We start from the raw sequence: 24,765 nt of genomic DNA on the forward strand, positions 1-24,765 counted from the left end.
GCAAATCATCAAGGACAAGGAGGAGATCAGTCATTCGCGTTTCGATCATATCCAATCGGAGGCGGGTACGATGAGGTTTGCCCCTGAACAGGTAGGCGTGCAGCTGTACACATTGCGGGATCAATTTACAAGCTATAATGATGTCGTTCATACGCTTCAGAAGGTTTGCGATATCGGTTATAAATCAGTCCAATTTTTTCGAATTCCCATCGAGATCCGCGATATGAGGGATATTCTTCAGGAGATGGATTTATCCGTATGTGGTGTGGACGTACCTTTAGCCAGGCTTGAAGGCGAATTTGATCAAGTGTTAAAAGAAATGGAACTTCTGAACTGCCGTTATATTACGTATTCATACGGAGGGGATTGGAGTAAAAGCTATCTTAGCGGTCTAGAGGCATATATCAAGTCGATATCGGAAATTGGAGAGAGATTGAAGTCTACGCCGTTCAAATTCGCTTACCATAATCACAGTTTCGAGTTTGTGGCCTGCAAGGGCCGGCCGGCGCTGGATTATTTCTACGAGCAAACGGCGCAAGCCGGTATTTTGGCGGAGATCGATACGTATTGGGTGCAGCATGGGGGCGGTGATCCTGCGGAATGGATATCAAGGTACAAAGGCCGCGTTCCGATTATTCATCTTAAGGATTTGGCTATCGAACAGAGGGAAGGCAAGGTGAACCAGGTATTCGCTGAGGTGGGACGGGGAAACATGAACTGGGATTCGATCCTGCGAGCGGCCGCACAGTCAGAAGTGGAATGGTTAGTTGTGGAACAAGATGTGTGTACCCAAGATCCGTTTGAAAGTGTTAAAGAAAGCTTTGATTATATCGTCTCTGCTATATCCCGTTTAGGCTTGGGAGCAGACGTTAAGGAGAAGAGCGACCTATGATAAATATCGGTTTTTTGGGACTCGGAAGAGTACTGGATTACCACCTGCCGGCTATTCGCGAGTGCGGCGATCCATTCAGAATTGCCTCCGTATTTGATTTAAGTGAACGGAGAAAAACGGAGGTTGCACGGGAATTAAACGCGAAGGCTAGTCAAAGTTATGAAGAAATGCTGGCGGACCCGGACATAGACGTTATTGTTGTGGCTACCCCGCCTCGTTTTCATGCGGTCCATGCGATTCAAGCTTTGCAGAGCGGGAAACATGTGATCGTGGAGAAGCCGATGGCGCTTCATGCGGAGGATGCCAAACGTATGGTGGAGGCCGCCGATGCCAACGGTAAATTACTGGTCGTCAATCATAACCACAGATTTAGCGGGCATCAGCAGTATCCTTACATCAAACAAGCATTGGCGTCCAATGCGATTGGCAAGCCTTATCAATATAATGTGCAATTGATGTCGGGCTGGGGCGGATACGAAGGTTCTCCGGATTACATTCCGAACTGGGAATGCAAGAAAGAGCAAGGAGGAGGTACGCTGTTTTCCTGGGGTCCCCATCTGGTTGATATGGTGCTGCATGCGCATCATTCCCCGCCGGATACGGTTTACGCAAGGCTGAACAGCGAAGGCTGGGAGTTCGATGGCGACAGTAATTCATCGGTAACCATTACATTTGCGGACGGAGCAACGGCCCATATTGAAATATCTTACGTATCCCCACACTCCTTTAATTTGTTTTATGTGCGGGGAGAACACGGCTCCATCAAATTCGAACAGTCAACAGGCAATGTTACCCTCAAAAAAGGTGTCATTAAAAAGCAATATACTGAAGAAACGGTAATACCTGACGCACCGAAACCCGGCGTTATCTACAACAACCTGTATCAAGCCGTCACTTTCGGCGAAGAGTTGTTAATTAATCCGAAACATATTTATGTGGTGATTGCAGTATTGGAAGCTGCGGTACGTTCGTCTGAGAACAACATCGTAGTCAAGCTAAGCGATATATTGAATCCGGATGAATCGGGAGTTGTCTGATGGATGTCGATCATACTCATGATAGGTACATTTGATACGAAGGAAGAAGAATTTGTGTACCTCCGGGAGCGGTTAATGGCCTGTGGTCATGGGGTGTTATCCGTAAATGTCGGGGTTATGGCAACTTCGGGGCAGTTCCCGGTCGAGATTGATGCTGCGGAAATCGCTCAAGCGGCAGGGGCGGATCTGCACGTATTGCGTGGGGCGGGCAATCGTGACCGTGCTATGGAAGTTATGTGCAATGGTGCGGCAATCGTTGTTCAAAGATTATATCAAGCAGGGAGATTCCAAGCCATCATTGGGATGGGAGGCGGCGGGGGAACCGCTATCGTGACCGCATCGATGCGGGAACTCCCGTACGGCGTTCCTAAAGTGTGTGTATCGACAGTTGCTTCAGGGAACGTGTCCGGTTATGTCGGCATCAAGGATATAGTCATGATTCCGTCTTTGACGGATCTAGCCGGAATTCATCCTATTTCCCGGATGGTGATCGCTCAAGCGGCGGGGGCGGTGTGCGGAATGGTTGAAGCGGAGCTTCCTTTACCGTCGAAGGGAAATGCGCCGGTTATTGCTGCGACCATGTTTGGCAATACAACCGCATGTGTGCAAGCATGCGCTTGCCGTTTGCGGGAGCAGGGGTACCAGGTCCTCATCTTTCACGCTACAGGAACAGGCGGGAAAATGATGGAATCGCTTATTGAAGAAGGTTACATCGATGCGGTGCTTGATCTGACGACAACTGAAATTGCCGATGAATTGTGCGGCGGTATGATGAGCGCGGGGCCTGGGCGGCTCAGCGCAGCGGGGCGGCGAGGCATTCCTCAGGTTGTAGCTCCGGGCTGCCTGGATATGGTCAATTTCGGGGTTCGCGAAAGTATACCTGTCTCTCGCTTCAAGGAAGGGAGGGTATTTTATTCATGGAATCCAAATAACACCTTGATGCGAACGTCAAGTGAAGATAACCTGCTTATTGGCGAACAGATAGCTCTGCGGTTGAATGCTTCTCAAGGTCCGGTAAAGGTGATGCTGCCGCTCCGGGGACTATCTATTCTGGGAGAGGAGGGCCAGCCCTTCTATGATCCGCAAGCAGACGGCGTATTGTTCTCCGTTATGAGAAATAAACTGAAGCCCGATATTGAAATCATCGAAATGGATATGGCTATTAACGAATCTGCATTTGCCGATAAGGCGGTACAGCTACTTCTGGAATTGATCGGAAACCATAATGGATCGTAAGGAGGAAAGGATAAGATGATTCCTAGACGTGTCATATTAGAACGGCTTCACCGCCTGATTCAAGAGGGCCGGCCCATTATCGGCACAGGCGCCGGTACAGGGATTACAGCAAAATTTGAAGAAGAAGGAGGCAGCGATCTGATCATTATTTATAATTCCGGGCGGTTTCGTATGGCGGGCCGTGGGTCTATGAGCGGGCTTATGCCGTATGGAGATGCCAACGCAATCGTGATGGAGATGGCCGGTGAAATATTGCCTGTCGTCAAACGAACCCCGGTGTTGGCCGGTGTTTGCGGAACCGATCCGTTTCGTTCTATGCCGCGTTTTCTCAAGCAGGTGCAGGAGGCAGGATTCTCCGGGGTTCAGAACTTCCCGACTGTCGGTCTTTATGACGGAAGGTTCCGGGCTAATCTGGAGGAAACAGGAATTAGCTACGACCAAGAGGTTGAGATGATTCGGCTTGCCCGAGAGCTGGATCTGCTAACTACTCCGTACTGCTTTACGCATGATGAAGCGCGCAAAATGGCTGCCGCAGGCGCTGATATTGTCGTTGCGCATGTCGGAACGACAACAAGCGGTTCGATCGGCGCGCAGACAACGATGTCGCTGGAGGAAGCCGCCGCCGCCGTTCAGGGTATATGCGACGGGGCACGTGCGGTCAATCCGGACATCATCGTCATTTGCCATGGCGGGCCGATTGCCGAGCCGGAAGATGCGGCATTTATTCTGAAGCATACCACCGGGGTACAAGGTTTTTACGGCGCTTCCAGCGCGGAACGTCTTCCGGTAGAACGTGCTGTTGCGGAACATATCCGGAAATTCACATCCTTATCATTAAAATAAACGAAGACAAGGGGGAACCGTCATGGCCGCAGGCATTTCCTTGGAAGAAGCGAGGGAGCAGGCATTGGTTTTGTTAGAAAAGGCCAATGTCGCGTTAAGTGAGGAGGATAAGGCACATCTCAAGGTTGTCGATTATGGCTTAAAGGACATTGCCCGTTATGGAGTTCAATTTGTAGAATACATCAATAATGAACGTTATTGTGCCCGACAATTGGCTCTTCTGCCGCTGCAAACGATCCCGGAGCATATGCACCCTCCTGTAGGGGATGATCCGGGGAAGCTGGAAACGTTCCGGGTCGTATGGGGGAAAGTCCGGGTCCATACCGAATTTCAGGAGATTGAGCTTCATGCCGGCGAGCAATACACGATTGGCGGCAATGTGTATCATGGGTTCCAAGCTGGAGAAGCCGGTGCCGTTGTCATTGAATTTTCCAGTCCGGCACGGGATCGGTTTGATGTATTTAGCAACCCGCAGGTTCAATTAAAACAAGAATAGAAATCGTTAGCGCCCAGGACACGATAGTTGTGTTCTGTTTTTTTATTAACGGTGATTTGCAGGAATCGGAGAAAAGTACTAGTAAGAGGTGTTTATTCATATTGTCGGTGCTAACGCGCTGCCGCTATAATCATGAATGAGCTCAAAAAATAGTTAGGGGAGGCATGAAATGAAAGCGGTTAAAAGGGGTCTTGTTTTTTCGAGCGCGGTAAGTATGATGCTGACGTTGGTGTTAGCCGGATGTACCACCGAAAGTAAGGATGCGGGAAGCACAAAAAACACAAACAATCAGGAAACGAAAGCCGATACTGCGAAAGTAGCGGGAAAAGACGGACCGCTGGAGCCTTTTGCTAAACCGATAACCATCAGTGTTATGCGGGAAGATAACCCTAGTATATGGTTTCCCCAAGGTGAGTCGATTAAGGACAACATTCTGACTAAATTTTACGAAGAAAAATTAAATATTAAATGGGATGTCAAATGGCTGGTGGAGCGGGGAAGAAGTGCGGAACGTCTTGATCTTGCGATTGCGAGCAATGACATACCGGATATGTTCGAAGCAAACGCGGCTCAAGTGTATAAGCTGATGAAGGCCGGTCAAATTCAACCACTTGGCGAAGTTTATAAGAAATATGCTACGGACAGTGTGAAGGAATCGTTCGGGTTTGACAATGGGCTGTTCTTCAAGCCGGTTACCTTCGACAAGGAGGTATATGGGCTGCCGATCACTCAAGACTATGCCGGGGGGATTCAGCTCATCTGGATCCGGCAGGATTGGCTGGATAAGCTGAACTTAAAGGCTCCCAAAACGATTGAGGAGCTGCGTACGGTTGCTAAAGCATTTATTGATAATAAAATGGGCGGTCCAAACACAATCGGGATCGGCCTGCAGAATGACCTTGGGCTGGTGCTTGACGCATTTGCCCATGCATATGGTGTATACCCGGACACGTGGCTGCCTAATAAAAACGGTGAGCTTGTTTATGGGGACACGTTGCCTGAAATGAAAAATGTGCTCCAAACGATGCAGAACTTTTACAAGGAAAAGCTGTTTGATCCCGAGTTTGCTGTCAAAAATGGGGATAAGGTCACGGAAGATATTGCAGCCGGAAGAATCGGCATCATTTTCTATCCTTTCTGGGGTTCGCTTGGGCCGCCGATGAAAAATAAATTGAATCAGCCCGAAGCCGAATGGTTTGCGTATCCCATTATGGTGAACCCGGAAGGCAAATACAAAATTAAGAACAAGTCGTCTACGAGCAAATGGCTGGTTGTTAAAAAGGGCTTTCAATATCCGGAAGCGGCGGTGAAACAATACAATTTATGGTACGAACTATGGCAAGGCCAGCATTCTGCTTTTTACCACGGAAACAACCAGCAGGCCTATAATAAAGCGCAAGAGGATTTCAAATTGTATCCGCCTTTCTGGTTTGATCCGCCGATGAAAAATCAAATATTGGATGAGAATCTGCGGGAAGTTATCGCCAGCGGGGACACCAGCAAGCTGAAGAGCGAAGAAGCGAAGAAGAAATATCCGTTGATCATGGATCCCAAATCCATATACGGTTGGACAGAGAAGATGGTTGTTACGCAGTCCTACAAGATTATTCAGGAACAGCTTCAAAACAATCTGGTCTACAGCGCTTTCCAAGGGCCGACAACACCTGTCATAGCCGCCAAAAAACCGCTTGCAGATAAAGCGCGTATGGAAGGTCTGATTAAATTCATCATGGGTGAGTCCCTTGATAACTTTGATGCATTCGTAGATAAATGGAACAAATCAGGCGGCAAAGACTTGTCCGATGAAGTTAACGCTTGGTATAAAACGAATAAATAAACGGTCCGGTAAAATAGGGGGCAGTAGGGTGGGGCTTCGATATGAACCGCTTCATCCATTGCCTCCTCATTCTAATCAAAGTGAAGGTATTGATGATGTTAAAAATCATAATGAGCCGTACAAAAATAAAACATACGTGGCCCCTTCATATTTTGCTGCTGCCGGGGATCGTGATGTTATTCATATTTTCCTACGGGCCGATGGTAGGGTTTGTTATTGCTTTTCAGGAATATTACCCGACTAAGGGTTTTTTCGGTTCTGATTGGATCGGTTTTGATCATTTTGTATATTTAACTGAATTACCCGATATTCGGGATGTCGTCTACAATACGCTGTTTATATCCTTTGTAAAGATTGTCACTACCTTGGCGGCCTCTATTGTCATAGCATTGCTGCTGAATGAATTGCGGTTAAAGCTTTTGAAGCGGTATACGGAGACTGTGCTGCTGTTCCCCCACTTTGTTTCATGGGTGATTATGAGCAGCGTGCTTATTGATGTATTCGGAAGACAAGGTGTCGTGAACAATATTGTCGCGGCCTTAGGTTTGGAGCGGATTTTTTTTCTCGGCGATCCTCCTTGGTTTCTTGCTGTGCTGTTTACAAGCAACATGTGGAAGGAATGCGGTTATTTGATCGTCATTATATTGGCCGCATTAACCAATATTGACGCCCAATTGTATGAATCCGCAATGATCGATGGCGCCACCCGTTGGAAGCAAACGATGCATGTTACAATTCCGGGCATTACTCCGATTGTCATTCTGCTGGCAACTTTAAGCCTGGGTAATATTCTGAGCGGGGGGTTTGACCAAATATTCACGATGTACAATCCGCTTGTGTATTCGGTCAGTGACATTATCGATACGTATGTGTATAGACTTGGTATATTAAGCGCGCAATACAGTCTAGCGACGGCAGCCGGACTTTTTAAATCGGTGATCGGCTTTCTGCTCATTTGGCTTTCTTATCGGTTGGCTGAGAAGTATGCCAATTATCGAATTTTTTAAAAGGAGGGTGCCGGGGTGAGACTTTATCAGCGGGCAGTTCTTTACCGGATATTTAACCTATTTAACATAGCAGTGCTAGTCGGCTTGGGTGTAATATGCGTGATCCCCTTCATTCATATGGCTGCGATTTCTTTCAGTGATAAGGGCCCTGCGGGGGCCAATCTTGTCGGGCTTTGGCCGATCGGTTTTAATCTGGAAGCTTATAAACAAGCATTGTCCGATGACCGGATTGTAAAGGCATTGGGCATCTCCTTCCTGCGGGTAGCGCTTGGCGTCACGATCAATATGGCGTTAACCGTTATTACGGCTTACCCTTTATCGAAAGAGCCAAATAAGTTTCCCGGGAGATCCTGGTATGTCTGGCTTTGTGTCGTAACGATGCTTTTTCATGGCGGCTTGATTCCGACCTATATTCTTGTCAATGACCTAGGTTTGATTAATTCCGTGTGGGCGTTGGTACTTCCGGGAGCGCTGCCTGTGTTTAATGTGGTGCTGCTATTGAATTTCTTTCGCCAGCTTCCGAAGGAAATCGAAGAATCCGCTCTTATGGACGGTGCGAGTTATTTCCAAACCTTATTAAAAATATATGTTCCTTTATCTGTTCCTGCGCTGGCCACATTGGTATTGCTCAGCTCCATCGGCCATTGGAATGCATGGTTCGACGGGTTGATTTATATGACGGACGCATCCATGTATCCGATCCAAACGTATATGCAGGTCCTTCAAACCCAGCTGCAAGCCGTTGAATCATTGTCGGATGCGCAAAGGGTGATGCGGGTATCGCAGAAGTCGTTGATGATGGCTTATAACGTCATCACCTTGGTTCCGATATTGTGTCTTTATCCTTTTTTGCAAAAGTATGTAAAAGATGGCCTTGTGATGGGTTCGGTCAAAGGATAACTTCAACGTTGGGCATAAATTCCAATTGAATCGCGCATGCTAATAAGGTAGTTCAAGATACTTGGCATCAATGTATAGGACATAATTAAAAAAGGAGCTGATCTACCTTATGGCAAGACGCCGCAGCGGTTACGATTACAATCAGATGGAACAGCAGCAGCAAAACGTGATGATGAATACCTTCCCCGGCACGGGACATATGGGAATGGCGGGGACCGGAAGTATGCAAAACATGGGTGGCGCTATCGGCACGCAAAGTGCCGGCAGCATGATCGGTGCGCAAAATCAAGGTAACATGCAAGGGATGGGCGGCACATTCGGCAATGGTAACGTGCAAGGCGCCGGCAGCAGCTACCAAAGTGCAGGCAACTCGCAGGGGATAAGCGGCATGCAGTTTTCAAACGGCGGGATGCAAGGAGCCGGAATGCAGAATGCTGCGAATACCATACATGGCATGAATGGGATGCAAAACATGGGCGCCACAAGAGGCATGGGGATGCAAGGTGCTGCGGGCGGCACGCAAGGAACGGCAAATAACGCGCAGGGTATGGGCGGGATGCAGGGCATGAACACCATGCAGAGCGCGACCGGCATGCAAAACCTGGGCAGCATAGGCAATATGCAGCAGGCGAGAGACGCCGGCACCGAGACGTTCAAAGCGGGCGGCGGCATGCCGGTTCCCGGTTCGTCGGGGGATGCGAACGCGCCTTACGGGATGCGCAATACCGGAATCAATCATGCCGATGCGCGTAATGTCGGCTTCCAAGGCGGTTACACCGGCTACGGACAGAACGGCCAGCCGATTCAATACGGCACCTTTATGCGCGACGGCACGCAATACGGCAAAGGGCCGCATACGATTGATCCGAACAAAGCGATCATCCAGGCGGTTCATTACGATAACGGAGCGATCCGCGCCGTGCAGTTTCAGGACGGCTCCATCGTTGACATCAACCAAGCCATTGCAATGGCCGAAGCCGGACTTATCGAAGATGTCAACACGGGCAGAAACCGCGAAGGCGAAAAGACGCTGCGTTCATACCCCGATGGCGACCCGAGCAACAATTTGTCCAATTTGCCGCGGTTTTAAAGGCGATTCGGGCGGCAATTCGGTCCATTCAAACAAGATACAGCCGGTACTCCACGTGAGGGCCGGTTTTTTTTATTCCTTCAGCTTGATATAATATGGCTAGAAAATGAGGTGATCATCATGGCGAAGAAAAAATGGTCCGCCCCCGCCGCTCCGGCAGCTTCCGATAAGCCGTCAACCTTAAAAGATCTGCTTCGTCCCGACATCGTCGAGAAGCTGAAGTCACAAGCCGACGAGATGAAAGCGGAGGACGAGCAGCGCAAGCAGCAGGAGCGTACGCGGGCGGAAGAAGCGCGCCGTGCCGAACAGAAGCGGCTGGACAACGATTTTGAGCATCTGCTCAATAACAGCAGCATGGACTGGAAAAAGCACAAGTAGTCCGTTAACTATAACCGCTATATTTATCCCGACCGTCCGGATCATTCCGGACGGTATTTTCGTTGAACGGGTTTCGAGCGACAGCTTGCAGCCGGCCGCAATACGGTACTCCGCTTACAAATAAGCGATGGCTTCGACTTCAAGCAGGGCGTCGGGATGCGCCAGCCGGCTTATTTCCTGCAGCGTGCTGGCAGGTTTGTTCTGGCCGAAACAAGCTTCGCGGACAGGGGCTATCGCGCTGCGCAGCCCGATGTCGGTCAAATAGATGTTCAGCTTGACCACATCGGCAAATGTTGCGCCCGCTGCGCTGAGCACGGCTCCGATATTTTGAAATACTTGCTCCGCCTGTGCCGTTGGGTCGCCTTTGCCTACCAATTGTCCGTCGCCGCCGGTTGGCAGCATTCCGGAAATAAGCAGCACAACTGATCTCATCATATCTCATCGTGGCGGGGAATAGGCCGTCTGGTTCCTATATGTGAAAACATGGTTATAATTACCTATTTTTGCATGTTTTGTTCTTATATGCGGAACGAGATCTGGGCTAATTGCTTTTGGTGCCTATAATAAAACAAGTGGAACACGGATCCGCAGGAATCGACAAATATGTGAGACAGGAGTTTTGAATGTGATAAGCGCTATAGCTTCATTGTCTTTGAAAAAGAGATTGATTGCCATTTTGGTTCTGTTCACCGCTTTACCGCTGCTTGTGTTTGCCATTTACAGCATTGGCACCAACGACAAGGCGCTGCAAAAAAACGCAACCCAGCTGAGCATGGGCAACGCCCGGGAAGTCCAAGAGAGCGTTAACCTGATGATTCACAAAAATTTTGACGTGATTAAAACATTTGCTCAAACCGATGCTTTCAGCACGGCATCTCCGGCCAATCTGGCTTTTATTAAATCGTTTCTTGCCGCTACGGCCAAAGAGCATCCCGAATCGCAGTCGGTCACTTATTTGGACAAGACGGGCCAGCAAATCGTGCGTGCCGACGATAAAGAAACGACAAGTCTGGCGGACCGGGATTATTTCAAACAAGCGATGCAGACAGGCCAGCCGGTTATTTCCGATGTCAGCATCACGCAGCGCGAAAAGCAGCTGGTCGTCGTACTTGTCGCCCCGATCTTGAATGCCAGCAAACAAACGATCGGAACGATCAACAATACACTGCTGCTGGACAAGCTGAGCGATTATGTCACCAAGCTGTCAAGCGACGGAAACACCGCCTTTATTCTGGACCGCAGCGGAAAAATATTGGCGCACCCCGATAAAACGCTGCAGCAAAAGGACATCAGCGAGCTTCCTTTTGTACAGAAAGGGTTAAAGGGCGAAGACGGCAGCGAGGTGATGAACCGTGACGGCAAAGATATGCTGATCTCCTATATTTACGACGAACAAACCGGATGGCTGATTTGCAACGAAAAACCTTACGATATTGTGATGGCGCAAAGCACGCAAATCAAGATGAACAGCATCTGGATTATGGTGGCTGCTCTTGTCTTGGTCGTTGCTGTCGGATTTTATTTCTCAAGCGTCATTACGACGCCGCTTGTGCGGCTGATTTATTTGACTGAGCAGGCGGCAAAAGGAGATTTGACGGTCCACGTCGCGGTCAAGGACCAAAGCGAGGTCGGCAAGCTTGCCGCAAGCTTTAATGCGATGATTTTGAATTTGCGCCAGTTGATTCAGCAGGTGGAATCGGGCGCGATCAACGTGGCCGCATCGGCGGAGGAACTGACGGCCAGCGCAGCGCAAACAAGTTCGGCGGCCGAGCAAGTTGCTGCCGTGACGGAAGAGGTTGCGCATGCCACCGAACGGCAAATCCATAATTTGCAGGGGAGCGCCCAAGCAGTCGGAGAAGTGTCTTCCGGCATTCGCCAAATTGCAGCTAACGCCCAATCCGTATCCGCTGCGGTAACGATCGCCTCGGAGAAAACGGAGCAAGGCAACACGGCGGTTCAAACAGCGGTAGCGCAAATGAACTCCATAAGCGAAACAGTGAATCATCTGGCAGAGACGATTCAGGTGCTGCGCGAGCGCTCCGAAGAAATCGAACAGATCGTTGATGCGATTACCGGTATTGCTACGCAAACAAACCTGCTCGCTCTGAATGCCGGCATTGAGGCGGCCCGGGCCGGGGAGCACGGACGCGGTTTTGCGGTCGTGGCCAGCGAGGTGAAGAAACTTGCCGAGCAATCCGCCAACTCCGCCGGGCATATTACCGGTCTGATTCAACACATGCGAAGTGAAACGACCAAAGCGGTGCACTCTATGAATGCCGGCATTCGCGAAGTGGCCAGCGGTTTTGAAGCGGTAAATACCGCAGGTGACGCCTTCTTGCAAATCAGGCAATCGATCCATGAGGTCACGTCGCAAATTCAGGAGGTATCGGCATCGTCCCAGCAAATGTCGGACCATACACAGCAGGTCGTGCAGGCGTTTGATGTCATTAAGCAGGCTTCCGACCATACCGCATCCGGCGTGCAAAGCGCAGCCGCGGCAACCGAAGAACAATTGGCCACCATGGAGGAAATTACATCTTCGGCGAATTTGTTGTCCAAAATGGCGGACGAACTGCAGATGCTCATTAAAAGGTTCAAAATTTAATCCGTGTGTGCGTATTAAAAAACAGCGAGCTTCCCGCAAGGGGAGGCATCGCTGTTTTCGATTACTTGCGGCGTTTTTGTTTATGTAGCGCGGCTTTAGTCGCGTAAGCCGCACTTTTTGGCCAGTGTGGGCCAATGTGTCAGGAACATCCCTCTCCAGCGTTCCTCCGGTAAAATGCGCAACCAGTTGGCTATTTGATTCAGCTCCATCCGATTCAGTATTTCAATAACGCTTTCTTTGGTGCATACTTGATCATTTGCGGCGGTTAACAATGAGATCCCTCCCTAATTCCTTCTCAACCAACACAGTATATGCGGAAGACAGGCAAAAGTGACATTGCCGATTCTGAAAAATTTTTTTATCAATAATCCATAAAATTATAAATTAAACATTTTGTAAAGCCGGTGTTATAATTCTTTACAAGACAACTTAAGAAGAAAAGGATAACGAGTACGATGGATCTTGTTAACCGCTACATCGAGGAACACAAAGACATGTACATCGACTGGCTGCGCGAGTTTTGCAGGATACCCAGCGTTTCCACGCAAAATAGAGGCATACAGGAGGCGTCAACATGGCTTCAGTCGCTGTTTAAACAAATCGGCGGTACGGCTGATATTTTGGAAACGACAGGCCACCCCGTTGTGTACAGCGAATTTTTTAGCGGCGGAAAGAAAACGATTTCATTTTACAACCATTACGATGTCCAGCCTGAAGATCCGCTGGAGCAATGGGTTTGCGAGCCGTTTGCCGCCGAAATTCAAGAGGATAAGCTGATCTGCCGAGGCGCTGCCGATAATAAAGGGGCATTGATGGCCCGCATTTGCGCGATTCATGCGTATACCCAGGTATACGGGAGGCTGCCCTTGAATGTGAAGTTTATCGTCGAAGGCGAGGAAGAGCGGGGCAGCGTGAACTTGTCCGATTTTATTGAAAGTCATTCGGACAAGGTGAAGGCCGATCTGTGCATTTGGGAAAACGGTATCGTCAACCCGGACGGGAGCTTTGAGCTTAAGCTTGGCACCAAAGGCATTTTATATGTCGAATTGATTGCAAGTGGTGCGAACTCCGATCTTCACTCGCTGAATGGAGCGATTGTTGAAAATGCCGCTTGGCGGCTCGTATGGGCCTTAAATACATTAAAAGACCGCGACGAAAACGTATTGATCGGCGGTTTCTACGACCGGGTGGCTAATCTGTCCGATGCGGAGAGGAAAGCGCTGGAGAAGATGGCATATCCCGAGGCGGAGACACTTGAGCGATACGGTCTGGACCGGTTTCTGCTGAACCTGTCGGGCATAGCGCTGAAAGAAAAGCTGCTCTTCCAGCCGACGTGCACCATCTGCGGCATCGATTCGGGTTATATTGGGGAAGGCTCCAAGACGGTGCTGCCCTCCAAGGCGAGAGCGAAGATTGACTTCCGTCTCGTGCCGGATCAAGATCCTGAAGAGATCGTGAGGCTGCTGAGGGAACACTTGGACCGCAACGGCTTCGAAGATATCGAAATCCGGGCGCGCAAAGGCTCCAGGGCGGCAAAAACCGATCCCGGCCACCCGCTCGTGCAAAAAGTGATCCAAGCAGCCAAGAAGGTCAGCGGCAAAGAGCCGCAAATGGTGCTGATGAATCCCGGTTCGGGGCCGATGTATCAGCTGTGCCAGCAGTTTGGCATTCCCACGGTCGGTTTTGGCGTAGGCAACAGCGATTCGCGCAAACATGCGCCAAACGAAAACATTTTCATCAGCGATTATATGTATGGCATCAAGCTGGCTGCCATGGTTATCCATGAATTGGCATAACCGATTATGCAGCCCGTAAATTATAATATTTTTAGTACACGAAGGGGGAAACGTTTTGAAAAAAACACTATCAATTCTCGCATTATCACTTATGCTTGTCATCTCCGCCTGCAGTTCCTCGCAGCCTTCCGCCGGAGGGAGCGCAACGGGCGCAGCCGAACCCAAAGACCTTATAGTCGCATTTGGTTCCGAGCCGGTTACGCTTGATCCGCAAGACACCAGCGACGGCATCTCCAACAATGCCAATGAGCTTATCTTTGACAAGCTGGTCACCTTGGACAAAGACAACAAAATTGTTCCTCAGTTAGCCAAAGAATGGGAAATTTCTCCTGACGGCAAAAAAATTACGTTTAAGCTCCGCGAAGGCGTTAAGTTCACGGACGGCACTCCGGTGAACGCGGAAGCGGTTAAATATACGTTTGATCGTGTCATCAATAAAGACAACAAGCTGAACCGTTACTCGCTGTATGCCGAGTTTATCGACAAGGTGAATGCGGACAGCGAATACCAAGTCAGCTTTGATCTGAAATTCCCGTTTGGTCCGGCGCTGATTTCCTTCGCCCACACGAACGGCGGTATCCACAGCATGAAAAACCTGAAGGAAAAAGGCAAGGACGTCGGCAAATCGCCGGTAGGTTCCGGTCCATATAAAATGAAGGAATGGGTGCCGGGCAACAAACTCGTATTCGAAGCAAACAACGATTATTGGGGCGACAAGCCGAAATCGAAAACAATTACGTTTAAACCGGTGCCGGAAAACTCCGCCCGTTCGATCATGCTGGAAACCGGCGAAGCCGACATTATCGTTCCTGTAGTAACCACCGACGTGGATCGTCTGAAATCAAACGACAAAGTCAAAGTGCTTGTTGAACCAAGCTCACGCAACCTGTACATGTCCATTAACACGACCAGAGCGCCGTTCGATAATCCCAAAGCGCGTCAAGCGCTTAACTATGCGGTAGATAAAGAAACGATCGTGAAAAAAATCATGTCCGGCCAAGCAAAAGTGGCGGAAGCGGCAGTGGGCGAACTGGTATGGGGTTTCTCCTCCGTTGGAGCATATCCGTACGATCCGGAAAAAGCAAAGCAATTGCTTGCTGAAGCAGGCGTACAGCCGGGCACAACAATCAAATTGTGGACTCCGGACGGACGTTACCTGATGGACCGTCAAATTGCTGAGTTTATCCAAGGAAACTTGCAAGCCGTAGGACTGAAAGTGGAATTCCGCAAATGGGAGTTCGGCGCGTTCCAGGAAGCGACCCGCGATCCGAAAGCCGAGTTCAACCTTGCGTTAAACAGCTGGGGCGCATCGACCAACGATGCGGACTGGGGTTTGAGACCGATCCTGATGACCAAAGGCGCAAGCAACTATTCGAAACTGGCCAATCCGGAGATTGACGCTCTCATCGACAAAGGCATGAAATCTGCCAATGCCGACGAACGCAAGAAGGTTTACGTCGATGCGCTGAAATTGATCAAAGATCAAGCTCCATGGATTTTCCTGCTTGACTATAAGCAAACGACAGGTTACCGCAGCAATCTCGAGAATGTGTACAGCTGGAATAACGAACGTCTGATTTTGCGTGATGTCGTAAAAAAATAAGTTTGTCCGATGAAATACCACTGTGAAATTTATACATGAACAAGGCTATTGCGGGAAAGGGATGGCATTCCACCGCTCGTGAAAACCGTGTTTTCTTGAATTTACCTTGCGGTAAAAACACGGTTTTCAAGGCGGACGTAAACTTTGCATGCCATTCCCTTGCCCTCCATACGCTGCATGAATAAATATTCAGAATGAATTCATCGAACAAACTTATGAAAAGAAGTAAGAGGGAGGCGATGGCCCTCCCTCTTCCTAATTATGAAGACTTTGAAAAGGAGGAGCTTGGTTGTTCAGCTATATTATAAAACGAATTCTACAGATGATTCCGACCTTGATTGGCGTATCCATACTTGTGTTTATTTTGATCCATTCCGTGCCCGGCGACCCGGCCCGGATGATTGCCGGTAACGAAGCAAGCGACCAGGACGTGGAGCTTGTCCGCGAGCGGCTTGGCCTGAACGATCCGCTGTATGTCCAGTACGGCAAATACATCGGACAACTGCTGCAAGGCGATCTGGGGACGTCGATGCGTTCCAACCGGCCGGTGATGACGGAGATCATGACCCGTTTTCCGACTACGCTCACCTTGACGGTCATGGCGATTGTCATCATGGTTGTCGTCGGATTAATGGCCGGCATATTTTCCGCTACCAAACCCAACAGTTTACGGGATAACGCCACGATGCTGTTTTCGCTGTTTGGCATATCGATGCCGGTATTTTGGCTCGGATTGATGCTGATCTTGATTTTCTCCTTTTATTTACGCATCTTGCCTTCCGGCGGCTCGGACAGCTTCAAATATTTCATCCTTCCGGCATTTGCGATCGGGCTTTCCTCTTCGGCGATTCTCGCCCGTTTGACCCGTTCCTCGGTGCTTGAAATCATTCATCAAGATTTTGTGCGCACGGCTCGCGCCAAAGGTGTGAAAGAAAAGTTTGTCATATACAAACATACGCTGAAAAACGCATTAATTCCGATCATCACGATCATCGGCCTCGAATTCGGACATTTGCTGGGCGGAGCGGTGCTGGCGGAAACGGTGTTTTCCATGAACGGTATCGGACGCTATGTCATCCAATCGATACAATTCCGCGATTATCCCGCGATTCAAGGCACCGTGCTGTTTATCGCCGCCATATTTGTTGTCGTCAATTTGATCGTCGATTTATGCTACAGCTTGGTAGACCCCCGGGTACGATACGATTAATTCATCCGGTTGTACAAAGAAAGGAGCAAGCTCATGAGTCAGACAGCCACTGCGGCCGCGCCTGCCGAAAACAGCGGAAACGAGCGGACTTATAAGCCGCGCACGCCGCTGCAAATGATGGTGAGCCGGTTTAAAAAAAATAAGCGGGCGATGGTCGGATTATGGATGGTAGCGATATTTATTATCGTAGCCCTGTTGGCGCGTTGGATTGCGCCATACGACCCGTTTGCGCAAAATATGCAAATCATGCTGGAATCCCCGTCATGGAGTCACCCGTTTGGCACGGACGAGTTCGGCCGCGACATTCTTTCGCGTATCATCTACGGCGCGCAAATCTCCTTGATGATCGGCATCGTCGGCGTCATTATCTCCGTTGTTGTCGGAATGGCCTTAGGTACGATTTCCGGTTATTACGGCGGCAAAGCCGATGCGCTGATTATGCGGATTATGGATATTTTCATGGCGTTTCCGAGCTTTTTGCTCGCGCTGGCGATTGTCAGCGTGCTTGGCCCCAGCATGATTAACGTGATGATTGCGATCGGGATCTTTTCGGTGCCGACGTTTGCGCGGATTTCGCGAAGTTCGGTCATTTCCGTGAAAAACAAGGAGTACATCGAAGCGTCCAAAGCGATGGGAGCGAGCGATGCGTCAATTATTTTCAAACACGTGATCCCTAACAGCATCGCCCCGATTATCGTGCTTTCCACGCTGCGGATCGCTACGGCGATTTTGACCGCATCGGGACTCAGTTTCCTTGGCATGGGAGCGCAGCCTCCGACACCGGAGTGGGGCGCGATGCTCAGCACGGGCCGGGAATATTTGCGGACGGCCCCGCATGTCAGCACGATACCCGGGCTGGCCATCATGTTTATGGTGCTTGCTTTTAATATGTTGGGGGACGGCTTGCGCGACGCACTTGACCCCAAGATGAAACTATAACTTTCGGCTTACGAAGTGAGTTTTGCTCTGCAAAACTCGGATTAGGCTTACGAAGTGAACTTTGCTATCGCAAAGTTCTTAGGAGGCGCCCCCCATGACAAATCAATTAAAAAACAAACTGCTCGAAATTAAAGGGCTCAAAACCTATTTTTATTCCGACGAAGGCGTCGTTCCCGCTGTGGACGGGGTTGATATCACCATCCGCGAAGGAGAGACGGTCGGCATAGTCGGCGAGTCGGGCTGCGGCAAAAGCGTGACATCGCTGACGACGATGCGGCTTACTCCGGGGAAAGTGGTCGAAGGTTCGATCCATTTTGACGGAAAAGACATTTTGGCGCTTACGGATGACGAGATGCGCAGCATTCGCGGCAACGACATGGCGATGATTTTTCAGGAGCCGATGACTTCGCTTAATCCGGTATTTACGATCGGAGAGCAGATCGGCGAAGCGACACGCATTCATTTTGGCTATAACAAACCGAAAGCGAAGTCGCATGCGGTGGAGATGCTGAAGTTGGTCGGTATTCCGAGACCGGAGCATATTGTCGACGAATATCCGCATCAGCTGTCCGGCGGCATGCGTCAGCGGGTGATGATCGCCATGGCGATGGCTTGCGAGCCAAAGCTGCTGATTGCCGACGAACCGACAACAGCGCTGGATGTCACCATTCAAGCGCAAATCCTGGACTTGATGAGGAAGCTGCGCGCCGAGAAAAATACCGCAATCATGCTGATTACCCACGATTTGGGCGTCGTTGCGGAAATGTGCGACCGCGTGATCGTGATGTATGGCGGCAAAGTGGTGGAGGAAAGCGATGTCGTGACGATTTTTACGAATCCGAAACATCCCTATACGCAAGGTTTGATGAAGTCGATTCCGTCGCTCGAAGTCGAAGAGCGAAGGCTGTATTCGATTAAAGGCAATGTGCCGATTCCCGGCAGTCTGCGCGATGGCTGCACATTTGCGCCGCGCTGCGAATTCGCCATGGAAAACTGCCGCAAAGACGCGCCGCAGCTGATGGAAATCGAACCCGGGCATGTAAGCCGCTGCTGGCTCCATACGCCCTAAGCCGGAAGGAGATGCAAAGTGAATCAACCGCTTATCGAAGTAAAGAATCTTAAAAAATATTATCCGATCAAAAAAGGCATTCTGAGCCGCACGGTCGGCCACGTGAAAGCGGTCGACGGCCTCGATTTTACGATTTACAAGGGCGAAACCCTCGGTTTAGTCGGCGAAAGCGGCTGCGGCAAATCGACAACCGGGCGCACGCTTCTTCAATTGTTGAAGCCCACTGACGGCGAAGTGCTGTATGAAGGCAAAAATCTGGTCGGCATGGATGCCGGGCAGCTGCGGAAGCTGCGCAAAGATTTGCAGATGGTGTTTCAGGATCCGTACGCTTCTTTGGATCCGCGACTGACGGTAGGCGACATTATCGCCGAACCGCTGAACATTCATGGCATCGCCAGCGGCAAAGAGCGGGACAAGCGGGTGGAACAACTGCTTGAGGTCGTTGGCTTGAGCGGCTACCATGCCAAGCGGTACGCCCACGAATTCAGCGGCGGCCAGCGGCAGCGGATCGGCATCGCCCGGGCGCTCGCGCTGAATCCGAAGCTGATTGTCGCCGACGAGCCGGTATCGGCGCTTGACGTGTCGATCCAGTCCCAGGTGATTAACTTAATGCAGGATTTGCAGGACCAATTCCAGTTGACGTATTTGTTCATCGCTCACGATCTCAGCGTCGTTAAACATATCAGCGACCGGATCGGCGTTATGTATTTGGGCCGCATTGTTGAATTGGCCGACAAACGCGAGTTGTTCAGCTCGTCGAAGCATCCGTACACAAAAGCGCTGCTTTCCGCGGTACCGATTGCCGACCCGCTTGTGAAGAAGGAACGAATTGTGCTGCAGGGCGATGTGCCAAGTCCTGCGAACCCGCCTTCAGGTTGTACATTTCATCCGCGCTGCAGCGAATGTATGGCCATTTGCCGCACGGAAAGACCCGTATTAAAAGAAGTGAACGGCCAGCTTGTGGCCTGCCATCTATATAATTAAAGATTGCTTTTGGCGGAGGGAACCGGATTGAACCAAACCAAATTAAATATATACGCTTCAGTGGACAACATGAGGCAGATGATTATCGACGTCAATGATTTTATTCACGACCATCCGGAGCTGGGGAACAATGAATTTCAAGCCGTGGAACTGCTTACCCGTACGCTCGCGGAACATCAATTTACGGTGGAAAAAGGCGTCGCCGGTCTGGAGACGGCATTTATAGCGACGTATAAAAATAAAGAAGGCGGCCCCGTTATCGGCTTATTGTGCGAATACGACGCACTAGAGGGGCTTGGCCACGGCTGCGGCCACAATCTGCAGGCCGCATCGATTACCGGGGCGGCAATCGCGCTGTCGCAAAACTTGGGCGATCTGCCCGTGGAAATCGTCGTATACGGCACTCCGGCCGAAGAGACGACCAGCGGCAAGCTGCCGATGATCAGGCACGGCTTGTTCGACCGGCTGGATGTCGCGCTGATGATGCATGGCGGCGACCGCACCACGGTGGACGGCAAATCGCTGGCGATGAATTTGATCGATTTTGTATTCGAAGGCAAAGCCGCACACGCCGCCGTAGCTCCGGAGAAAGGCATCAGCGCGCTGGACGGGGTGCTGATGACCTTTAACGCAATCGAATATTTGCGCGAACATGTAAGACCCGATGTAAAAATGCACGGCGTCATCACCAATGGAGGCACCGCCGCCAACATCGTTCCCGACTTGGCTGTTGCGCAGTTTTATGTGCGCGCGGCGGACCGCCCGTATCTCGATACCGTGCTCGAACGCGTCTACAATGCGGCGCGAGGCGCAGCGCTGGCTACCGGCTCGAAGCTGACGATCCGGCAGGTGAAGCAATGCGAGAACAAAGTCAACGTCGACACGCTGAACAAGCTGCTGCTCGACAATGCCAGACAAGCGGGCATCGAACATATTTCACCGCCGCGTTCCAGCACCGGCTCCACCGATTTCGGCAACGTGACCTACATCGTTCCGGGCGCATGTCTGCGTGTCGCTTTTGTGCCGTTTGGCACATCCAGCCATTCGACCGAATGGGTCGCGGCCGGGGTCAGCGAAAGCGGTCATCATGCGGTCATTGCGGCCGCTAAATCGATTGCCGCAGCGGCGTATGATCTGATTGCCGACCCGAACCTGCTGGCGGAAATCAGGCAAGAATTTCAGAACGCCAAAGCCGCGTTTCAAGCAAATTTATAAGCCATTTTTTAAGAGGCAGCCGATCCGGCTGTCTCTCTTTTTTTGCGATTTAAGCACCTTTTACTCAAAGATCGATCCGGTTGCTGTGTTGATCGTTTGCATCATTGTTTAGTGTTTGTTTAGACGTGGCTAGTAAAATAAACGGGAAGTTTGTCCAATGAGGGCGGATGCGTTTTTATAATGAACGTCCTTTTGGCGCTATCGATAAAGAGAAGGAGACTTCGAAGAGACATGAGGAACAAAGCTTGGCGGCGTATGTTGGCGGCGTTGATGCTGCTTCTTAACTTGTCGGGTTGGTATGAACAGGGGGCGGTACATGCGGCACCCTCGTTTGCGGGCGGAACGGGATTGCCGGAGGATCCTTATCTGATTGCAAATGCAAGCCAACTTAATCACGTTCGGGATTATTTGGACAAAAGTTTCAAGTTGACGGCAGATATTGATTTGACTATTTATTCGGCCGGCAACGGTTGGCAGCCGATCGGTGACGGTGCGACTGTAACAAACAGATTTACCGGCACCATGGACGGAAATGGCTTCAAGATTACAAATTTAAAAATCAATAGGACCAATCAGTTTTATTTGAGCTTATTCGGAGTTGTGGAAGGCGCTCATATTACGAATATGCGGCTGGAAGGGGTGGATATTGCCGGATCAGGAGGCAACTATGCAGGCGGATTGGCCGGTATCGTCCTTTCGGGAACGATTGAGCAAACCTATGTCACAGGGCGGGTTGCTTTGATTAGCGACCCTTCTAACAATGCAGGCCAGAGTGTTGGCGGCCTGGTTGGTGAGAATTACGGCGTCATTAAAAACAGCTACTCCACTGTAGAGGTCTCAGGCTGGACGACGGTGGGCGGTTTGGTCGGCTATCATACAGGCACCATCGAAAACAGCTATGCCGCAGCACTTGTGACCGGAGACGGCATAGGCGGCTTGGTTGCCTCTAACAACGGCGGCACCATTACGAGCAGCTACTATGACAAGGAGACGGCAGGTATACCTGATGAAGAAGACTGGTGGGAGCTCGGCAAATCCAGAGCGGATATGAAAGATCAAGTTACGTATTCCGGTTGGGATTTTACGGCGATTTGGGGGATCAATCCTGCGTTTAACGGCGGATATCCGTTTTTTCCGACGAACAGTTCCATTACTCCCACAAGTGCAAGTTTTGACAAATATACGGCAGCTGCGGATTATGCGGATGTGGCTGTCACGCTGAGTTCCAACGGAAATACGTTAAGCAGCATCAAAAACGGCGGCGCCGCGCTTGTAGCGGGAACGGACTATACCGTCTCCGGGAATACGGCAACGATCAAGAAGTCATACCTGTCGGCGCAGCCGGAAGGGACGGTGAATTTGATCTTTGCTTTCAGTTGGGGCACCCCGCAGACGTTGGCTATTACGGTGAACGACACGTCGCCGCCAAACAGCACGATGAGTCCGACAAGCGCGAACTTTGATAAAAACGTAACATCGGCGGTTTATGCGGACGTCACGGTGGCATTGTCGCTGAACGGAAACACGCTCAGCAGCATTACAAACGGAGGTGCGGCGCTGGTATTAGGAACCGATTATGAAATGGCCGGCAATACCGTAACGGTCAAAAAAACGTACTTATCCGCGCTGCCTCTCGGAACAACGACATTGACGTTTCATTTCAACAACGGCTTGCCGCAGATGCTTGCGGTTGATGCGAGCGATACGACTCCTGTTCCTCCAGGTCCGCCCGCTCTGCAATCCGCTGCAGCCGGGGATAAGGAAGTAACGCTTCATTGGAGTCCGGTCATGGGTTCGACGGGTTACCATATTTATCAAAGCGTCACTTCAGGTACTTATGGAACGGAAACGGCCAGTGTGTCAAGCGACGTTTACACTTATACGGCGGCGGGATTGACGAACGGAACGACATATTATTTTGTCGTGAAGGCATTAAATGTGAGCGGAGAAGGTGCAGCCTCCAACCAGCTCAGCGCCACGCCAAAAGGCGTTCCGGCAGCTCCGACGCAGGTTGCCGCCGTTGCCGGAATCCGCCAAGCGACAGTCAGTTTTACCGTCCCGGCGGATAACGGGGGAAGCGATATTACCGGTTACGAAGTTACGGCTTCGCCGGGCGATATCGTAGCGGCAGGCAATGAAAGTCCGATTACGGTAACGGGATTGGCCGGCGGCACCTCTTATACGTTTACGGTAAAAGCAATCAATGGAATCGGCGGCAGCGAATCTTCCGTCATCTCCAACGCCGTTGTGCCGTGGATTCCGTCCAGCAGCAGCGGCGGCAGTGCGCCATCTTCACCGGCAGCGTCCGCCCCAAGCACGCCTGAGGCGGCAAACACCGGGGTTGACGTGCTTGTTAACGGTAAGGCGGAAAACGCCGGCACAGCAACCGTCTCGCAGGTAAACAACCGGTCGGTTACGACCGTGCATCTTGATGCCGATCTGCTTGCCGCCAAACTTGCGGCAGAAGGTCCGAAGTCGATCATCACGATTCCGGTTCGCACTGCGTCTGACGTCGTTATCGGGGAATTGGACGGTCAAATGGTCAAAAACATGGAACAGCTGCAGGCGGTTCTGGAGCTCAAATCGGACAAAAACGTGTACAAGCTGTCCGCCTTGCAAATGAATATTGACGCGATATCGGGGCAGCTGGGCGGCGCGGTAAATCTGCAAGATATCAAAATACAGCTGGAAATCGCAAGACCTGCGGCCGATACGGCGACCATCATGGAGAACGCGGCAAACAAGGGCAATTTTACCATTGTCGCCCCTCCGGTTAACTTTACCGTAAGAGCTATTTATGGAGAGCGGACGATTGAAGTATCCAAGTTTAACATTTATGTGGAGCGTCTCATCGCCATCCCGGAAGGCGTCGATCCGAATAAAATAACGACAGGCGTTGTGGCTGATCCGGACGGAATGGTTCGCCACGTGCCGACAAAGATCATTGTGATCGACGGCTTGTATTATGCGCAAATCAACAGCTTGACCAACAGCATGTATTCCGTCGTGTGGCATCCGCTCGAATTTGCCGACGTTGCGTACCATTGGGCGAAAAACGCGGTCAACGACATGGGCTCGCGTATGGTTGTTGACGGTACGGGCGGCGGCTTGTTCACCCCTGACAGGGAGATCACCCGCGCCGAGTTTGCGGCTATCGTCGTTCGGGGACTTGGACTTAAGCCCGAGAACGGCGCAGCGCAATTTTCGGACGTGAAGGCTTCGGACTGGTACGCCGATGCGGTTAACACGGCATACTCATACGGCTTGATCCATGGCTTTGGGGACGGTACATTCCGACCGCATGAGAATATTACCCGTGAACAGGCAATGCTGATCGTTGCGGAGGCGTTGAAAATAACCGGGTTGAAAGCGAAGCTCCCGGTCCAAGACGCAGACAGCACACTCCGTGTTTTTGCAGATCAAGCGGAAGCATCAGGTTGGGCGAGAAGCGGTGTTGCCGACAGCGTTCAAGCGGGCATCGTAACGGGAAGATCAACCGCCGGGCTTGCGCCGAAGGGGTACGTGACTAGGGCCGAGGTCGCGGCTATTATGCAGCGGCTTCTGCAAACATCGGGCCTGATATAGATCAGCTTTACATCAAGAGGAACCCTTGGCAAGCCAGAAGGCT

The 24,765-nt window shown here is 50.8% G+C and carries 21 protein-coding genes; 19 read left to right on the forward strand and 2 right to left on the reverse strand.

Going from position 1 to position 24,765, the window contains the following annotated elements; all coding sequences use genetic code 11:
• Nucleotides 1-70 precede the first annotated feature (70 nt).
• From EYB31_RS22820 to EYB31_RS22865, 10 genes are all read left to right on the forward strand, one after another.
• Nucleotides 71-892 (forward strand): sugar phosphate isomerase/epimerase family protein, encoded by an 822-nt coding sequence (locus tag EYB31_RS22820; RefSeq protein WP_131015737.1) that lies wholly within the window; start codon nt 71-73, stop codon nt 890-892.
• Complete coding sequence (locus EYB31_RS22825; RefSeq protein WP_131015738.1) at nt 889-1,929, forward strand: Gfo/Idh/MocA family protein; 1,041 nt, start codon at nt 889-891, stop codon at nt 1,927-1,929. Before EYB31_RS22820 ends, EYB31_RS22825 begins: the two co-directional genes overlap by 4 nt.
• Before the next feature lie 3 nt (nt 1,930-1,932).
• A complete protein-coding gene (locus EYB31_RS22830) occupies nt 1,933-3,165 on the forward strand; it encodes a Tm-1-like ATP-binding domain-containing protein (RefSeq protein ID WP_131015739.1) in 1,233 nt (410 codons plus the stop codon).
• 15 nt (nt 3,166-3,180) lie between these two features.
• On the forward strand, nt 3,181-4,008 hold the full coding sequence (locus tag EYB31_RS22835; RefSeq protein ID WP_131015740.1) for a phosphoenolpyruvate hydrolase family protein: 828 nt from the start codon (nt 3,181-3,183) through the stop codon (nt 4,006-4,008).
• Nucleotides 4,009-4,030: 22 nt separating this feature from the next.
• A complete protein-coding gene (locus EYB31_RS22840; RefSeq protein WP_131015741.1) occupies nt 4,031-4,504 on the forward strand; it encodes a cupin domain-containing protein in 474 nt (157 codons plus the stop codon).
• 169 nt (nt 4,505-4,673) lie between these two features.
• Nucleotides 4,674-6,341, forward strand: a complete 1,668-nt coding sequence (locus tag EYB31_RS22845; RefSeq protein WP_131015742.1) for an extracellular solute-binding protein — start codon at nt 4,674-4,676, stop codon at nt 6,339-6,341.
• Nucleotides 6,342-6,451: 110 nt separating this feature from the next.
• Nucleotides 6,452-7,348, forward strand: a complete 897-nt coding sequence (locus EYB31_RS22850) for an ABC transporter permease (protein ID WP_131015743.1) — start codon at nt 6,452-6,454, stop codon at nt 7,346-7,348.
• Between the two features lie 15 nt (nt 7,349-7,363).
• Complete coding sequence (locus EYB31_RS22855; RefSeq protein ID WP_240762748.1) at nt 7,364-8,248, forward strand: carbohydrate ABC transporter permease; 885 nt, start codon at nt 7,364-7,366, stop codon at nt 8,246-8,248.
• Between the two features lie 109 nt (nt 8,249-8,357).
• Nucleotides 8,358-9,338, forward strand: coding sequence for a DUF3892 domain-containing protein (locus tag EYB31_RS40960; RefSeq protein ID WP_131015744.1), 981 nt, complete (start codon nt 8,358-8,360; stop codon nt 9,336-9,338).
• 120 nt (nt 9,339-9,458) lie between these two features.
• Nucleotides 9,459-9,716 carry a YqkE family protein gene (locus tag EYB31_RS22865; protein WP_131015745.1) on the forward strand — a complete coding sequence of 86 codons (258 nt, stop codon included), beginning with the start codon at nt 9,459-9,461 and terminating at the stop codon, nt 9,714-9,716.
• Nucleotides 9,717-9,830: 114 nt separating this feature from the next.
• Here the strand turns inward: EYB31_RS22865 and EYB31_RS22870 are convergent, their stop codons facing one another.
• On the reverse strand, nt 9,831-10,151 hold the full coding sequence (locus EYB31_RS22870; protein WP_131015746.1) for a RidA family protein: 321 nt from the start codon (nt 10,149-10,151) through the stop codon (nt 9,831-9,833).
• Nucleotides 10,152-10,362: 211 nt separating this feature from the next.
• On the opposite strand from EYB31_RS22870, the gene EYB31_RS22875 reads away from it, so the two are divergent.
• On the forward strand, nt 10,363-12,321 hold the full coding sequence (locus EYB31_RS22875) for a methyl-accepting chemotaxis protein (protein WP_165452560.1): 1,959 nt from the start codon (nt 10,363-10,365) through the stop codon (nt 12,319-12,321).
• 95 nt (nt 12,322-12,416) lie between these two features.
• Here EYB31_RS22875 and EYB31_RS40330 read toward each other — a convergent pair whose 3' ends face one another.
• Entirely contained in the window at nt 12,417-12,593 is a 177-nt protein-coding gene (locus EYB31_RS40330) for a hypothetical protein (RefSeq protein WP_165452561.1), read from the reverse strand.
• Between the two features lie 183 nt (nt 12,594-12,776).
• Here EYB31_RS40330 and EYB31_RS22880 point away from each other — a divergent pair, with 183 nt between their 5' ends.
• The 8 genes from EYB31_RS22880 (at nt 12,777) to EYB31_RS22915 (ending at nt 24,722) form a co-directional block, all read left to right on the forward strand.
• Entirely contained in the window at nt 12,777-14,117 is a 1,341-nt protein-coding gene (locus tag EYB31_RS22880) for a M20/M25/M40 family metallo-hydrolase (RefSeq protein WP_131015748.1), read from the forward strand.
• 55 nt (nt 14,118-14,172) lie between these two features.
• The gene (locus EYB31_RS22885; RefSeq protein ID WP_131015749.1) at nt 14,173-15,720 is read left to right on the forward strand and encodes a glutathione ABC transporter substrate-binding protein; all 1,548 of its coding nucleotides are present in this window, start codon (nt 14,173-14,175) and stop codon (nt 15,718-15,720) included.
• Between the two features lie 289 nt (nt 15,721-16,009).
• A complete protein-coding gene (gene nikB / locus EYB31_RS22890; RefSeq protein WP_131015750.1) occupies nt 16,010-16,930 on the forward strand; it encodes a nickel ABC transporter permease in 921 nt (306 codons plus the stop codon).
• Between the two features lie 33 nt (nt 16,931-16,963).
• Nucleotides 16,964-17,869 carry a nickel transporter permease gene (nikC, locus tag EYB31_RS22895; RefSeq protein ID WP_131015751.1) on the forward strand — a complete coding sequence of 302 codons (906 nt, stop codon included), beginning with the start codon at nt 16,964-16,966 and terminating at the stop codon, nt 17,867-17,869.
• 94 nt (nt 17,870-17,963) lie between these two features.
• Nucleotides 17,964-18,938, forward strand: a complete 975-nt coding sequence (locus tag EYB31_RS22900; RefSeq protein WP_131015752.1) for an ABC transporter ATP-binding protein — start codon at nt 17,964-17,966, stop codon at nt 18,936-18,938.
• A gap of 18 nt (nt 18,939-18,956) precedes the next feature.
• Nucleotides 18,957-19,922 carry an ABC transporter ATP-binding protein gene (locus EYB31_RS22905; RefSeq protein WP_131015753.1) on the forward strand — a complete coding sequence of 322 codons (966 nt, stop codon included), beginning with the start codon at nt 18,957-18,959 and terminating at the stop codon, nt 19,920-19,922.
• Between the two features lie 27 nt (nt 19,923-19,949).
• On the forward strand, nt 19,950-21,137 hold the full coding sequence (locus EYB31_RS22910) for a M20 family metallopeptidase (RefSeq protein WP_240762750.1): 1,188 nt from the start codon (nt 19,950-19,952) through the stop codon (nt 21,135-21,137).
• Between the two features lie 231 nt (nt 21,138-21,368).
• Nucleotides 21,369-24,722: a X2-like carbohydrate binding domain-containing protein gene (locus tag EYB31_RS22915; RefSeq protein WP_165452562.1), complete on the forward strand. Its 3,354-nt coding sequence runs from the start codon at nt 21,369-21,371 to the stop codon at nt 24,720-24,722.
• The last annotated feature ends 43 nt before the right edge of the window (nt 24,723-24,765 follow it).

This window comes from Paenibacillus thalictri (assembly GCF_004307995.1).
Classification (GTDB): Bacteria; Bacillota; Bacilli; order Paenibacillales; family NBRC-103111; genus Paenibacillus_AF; species Paenibacillus_AF thalictri.

Excerpts from the sequence above, each read along its gene's own strand:
- EYB31_RS22820 (WP_131015737.1), top strand. The coding sequence starts at position 71 with ATGAGGTTTGCCCCTGAACAGGTAGGCGTGCAGCTGTACACATTGCGG.
- EYB31_RS22825 (WP_131015738.1), top strand. The coding sequence starts at position 889 with ATGATAAATATCGGTTTTTTGGGACTCGGAAGAGTACTGGATTACCAC.
- EYB31_RS22830 (WP_131015739.1), top strand. The coding sequence starts at position 1,933 with ATGTCGATCATACTCATGATAGGTACATTTGATACGAAGGAAGAAGAA.
- EYB31_RS22835 (WP_131015740.1), top strand. The coding sequence starts at position 3,181 with ATGATTCCTAGACGTGTCATATTAGAACGGCTTCACCGCCTGATTCAA.
- EYB31_RS22840 (WP_131015741.1), top strand. The coding sequence starts at position 4,031 with ATGGCCGCAGGCATTTCCTTGGAAGAAGCGAGGGAGCAGGCATTGGTT.
- EYB31_RS22845 (WP_131015742.1), top strand. The coding sequence starts at position 4,674 with ATGAAAGCGGTTAAAAGGGGTCTTGTTTTTTCGAGCGCGGTAAGTATG.
- EYB31_RS22850 (WP_131015743.1), top strand. The coding sequence starts at position 6,452 with ATGAGCCGTACAAAAATAAAACATACGTGGCCCCTTCATATTTTGCTG.
- EYB31_RS40960 (WP_131015744.1), top strand. The coding sequence starts at position 8,358 with ATGGCAAGACGCCGCAGCGGTTACGATTACAATCAGATGGAACAGCAG.
- EYB31_RS22865 (WP_131015745.1), top strand. The coding sequence starts at position 9,459 with ATGGCGAAGAAAAAATGGTCCGCCCCCGCCGCTCCGGCAGCTTCCGAT.
- EYB31_RS22870 (WP_131015746.1), bottom strand. The coding sequence starts at position 10,151 with ATGATGAGATCAGTTGTGCTGCTTATTTCCGGAATGCTGCCAACCGGC.
- EYB31_RS22880 (WP_131015748.1), top strand. The coding sequence starts at position 12,777 with ATGGATCTTGTTAACCGCTACATCGAGGAACACAAAGACATGTACATC.
- nikC (WP_131015751.1), top strand. The coding sequence starts at position 16,964 with ATGAGTCAGACAGCCACTGCGGCCGCGCCTGCCGAAAACAGCGGAAAC.
- EYB31_RS22900 (WP_131015752.1), top strand. The coding sequence starts at position 17,964 with ATGACAAATCAATTAAAAAACAAACTGCTCGAAATTAAAGGGCTCAAA.
- EYB31_RS22915 (WP_165452562.1), top strand. The coding sequence starts at position 21,369 with ATGAGGAACAAAGCTTGGCGGCGTATGTTGGCGGCGTTGATGCTGCTT.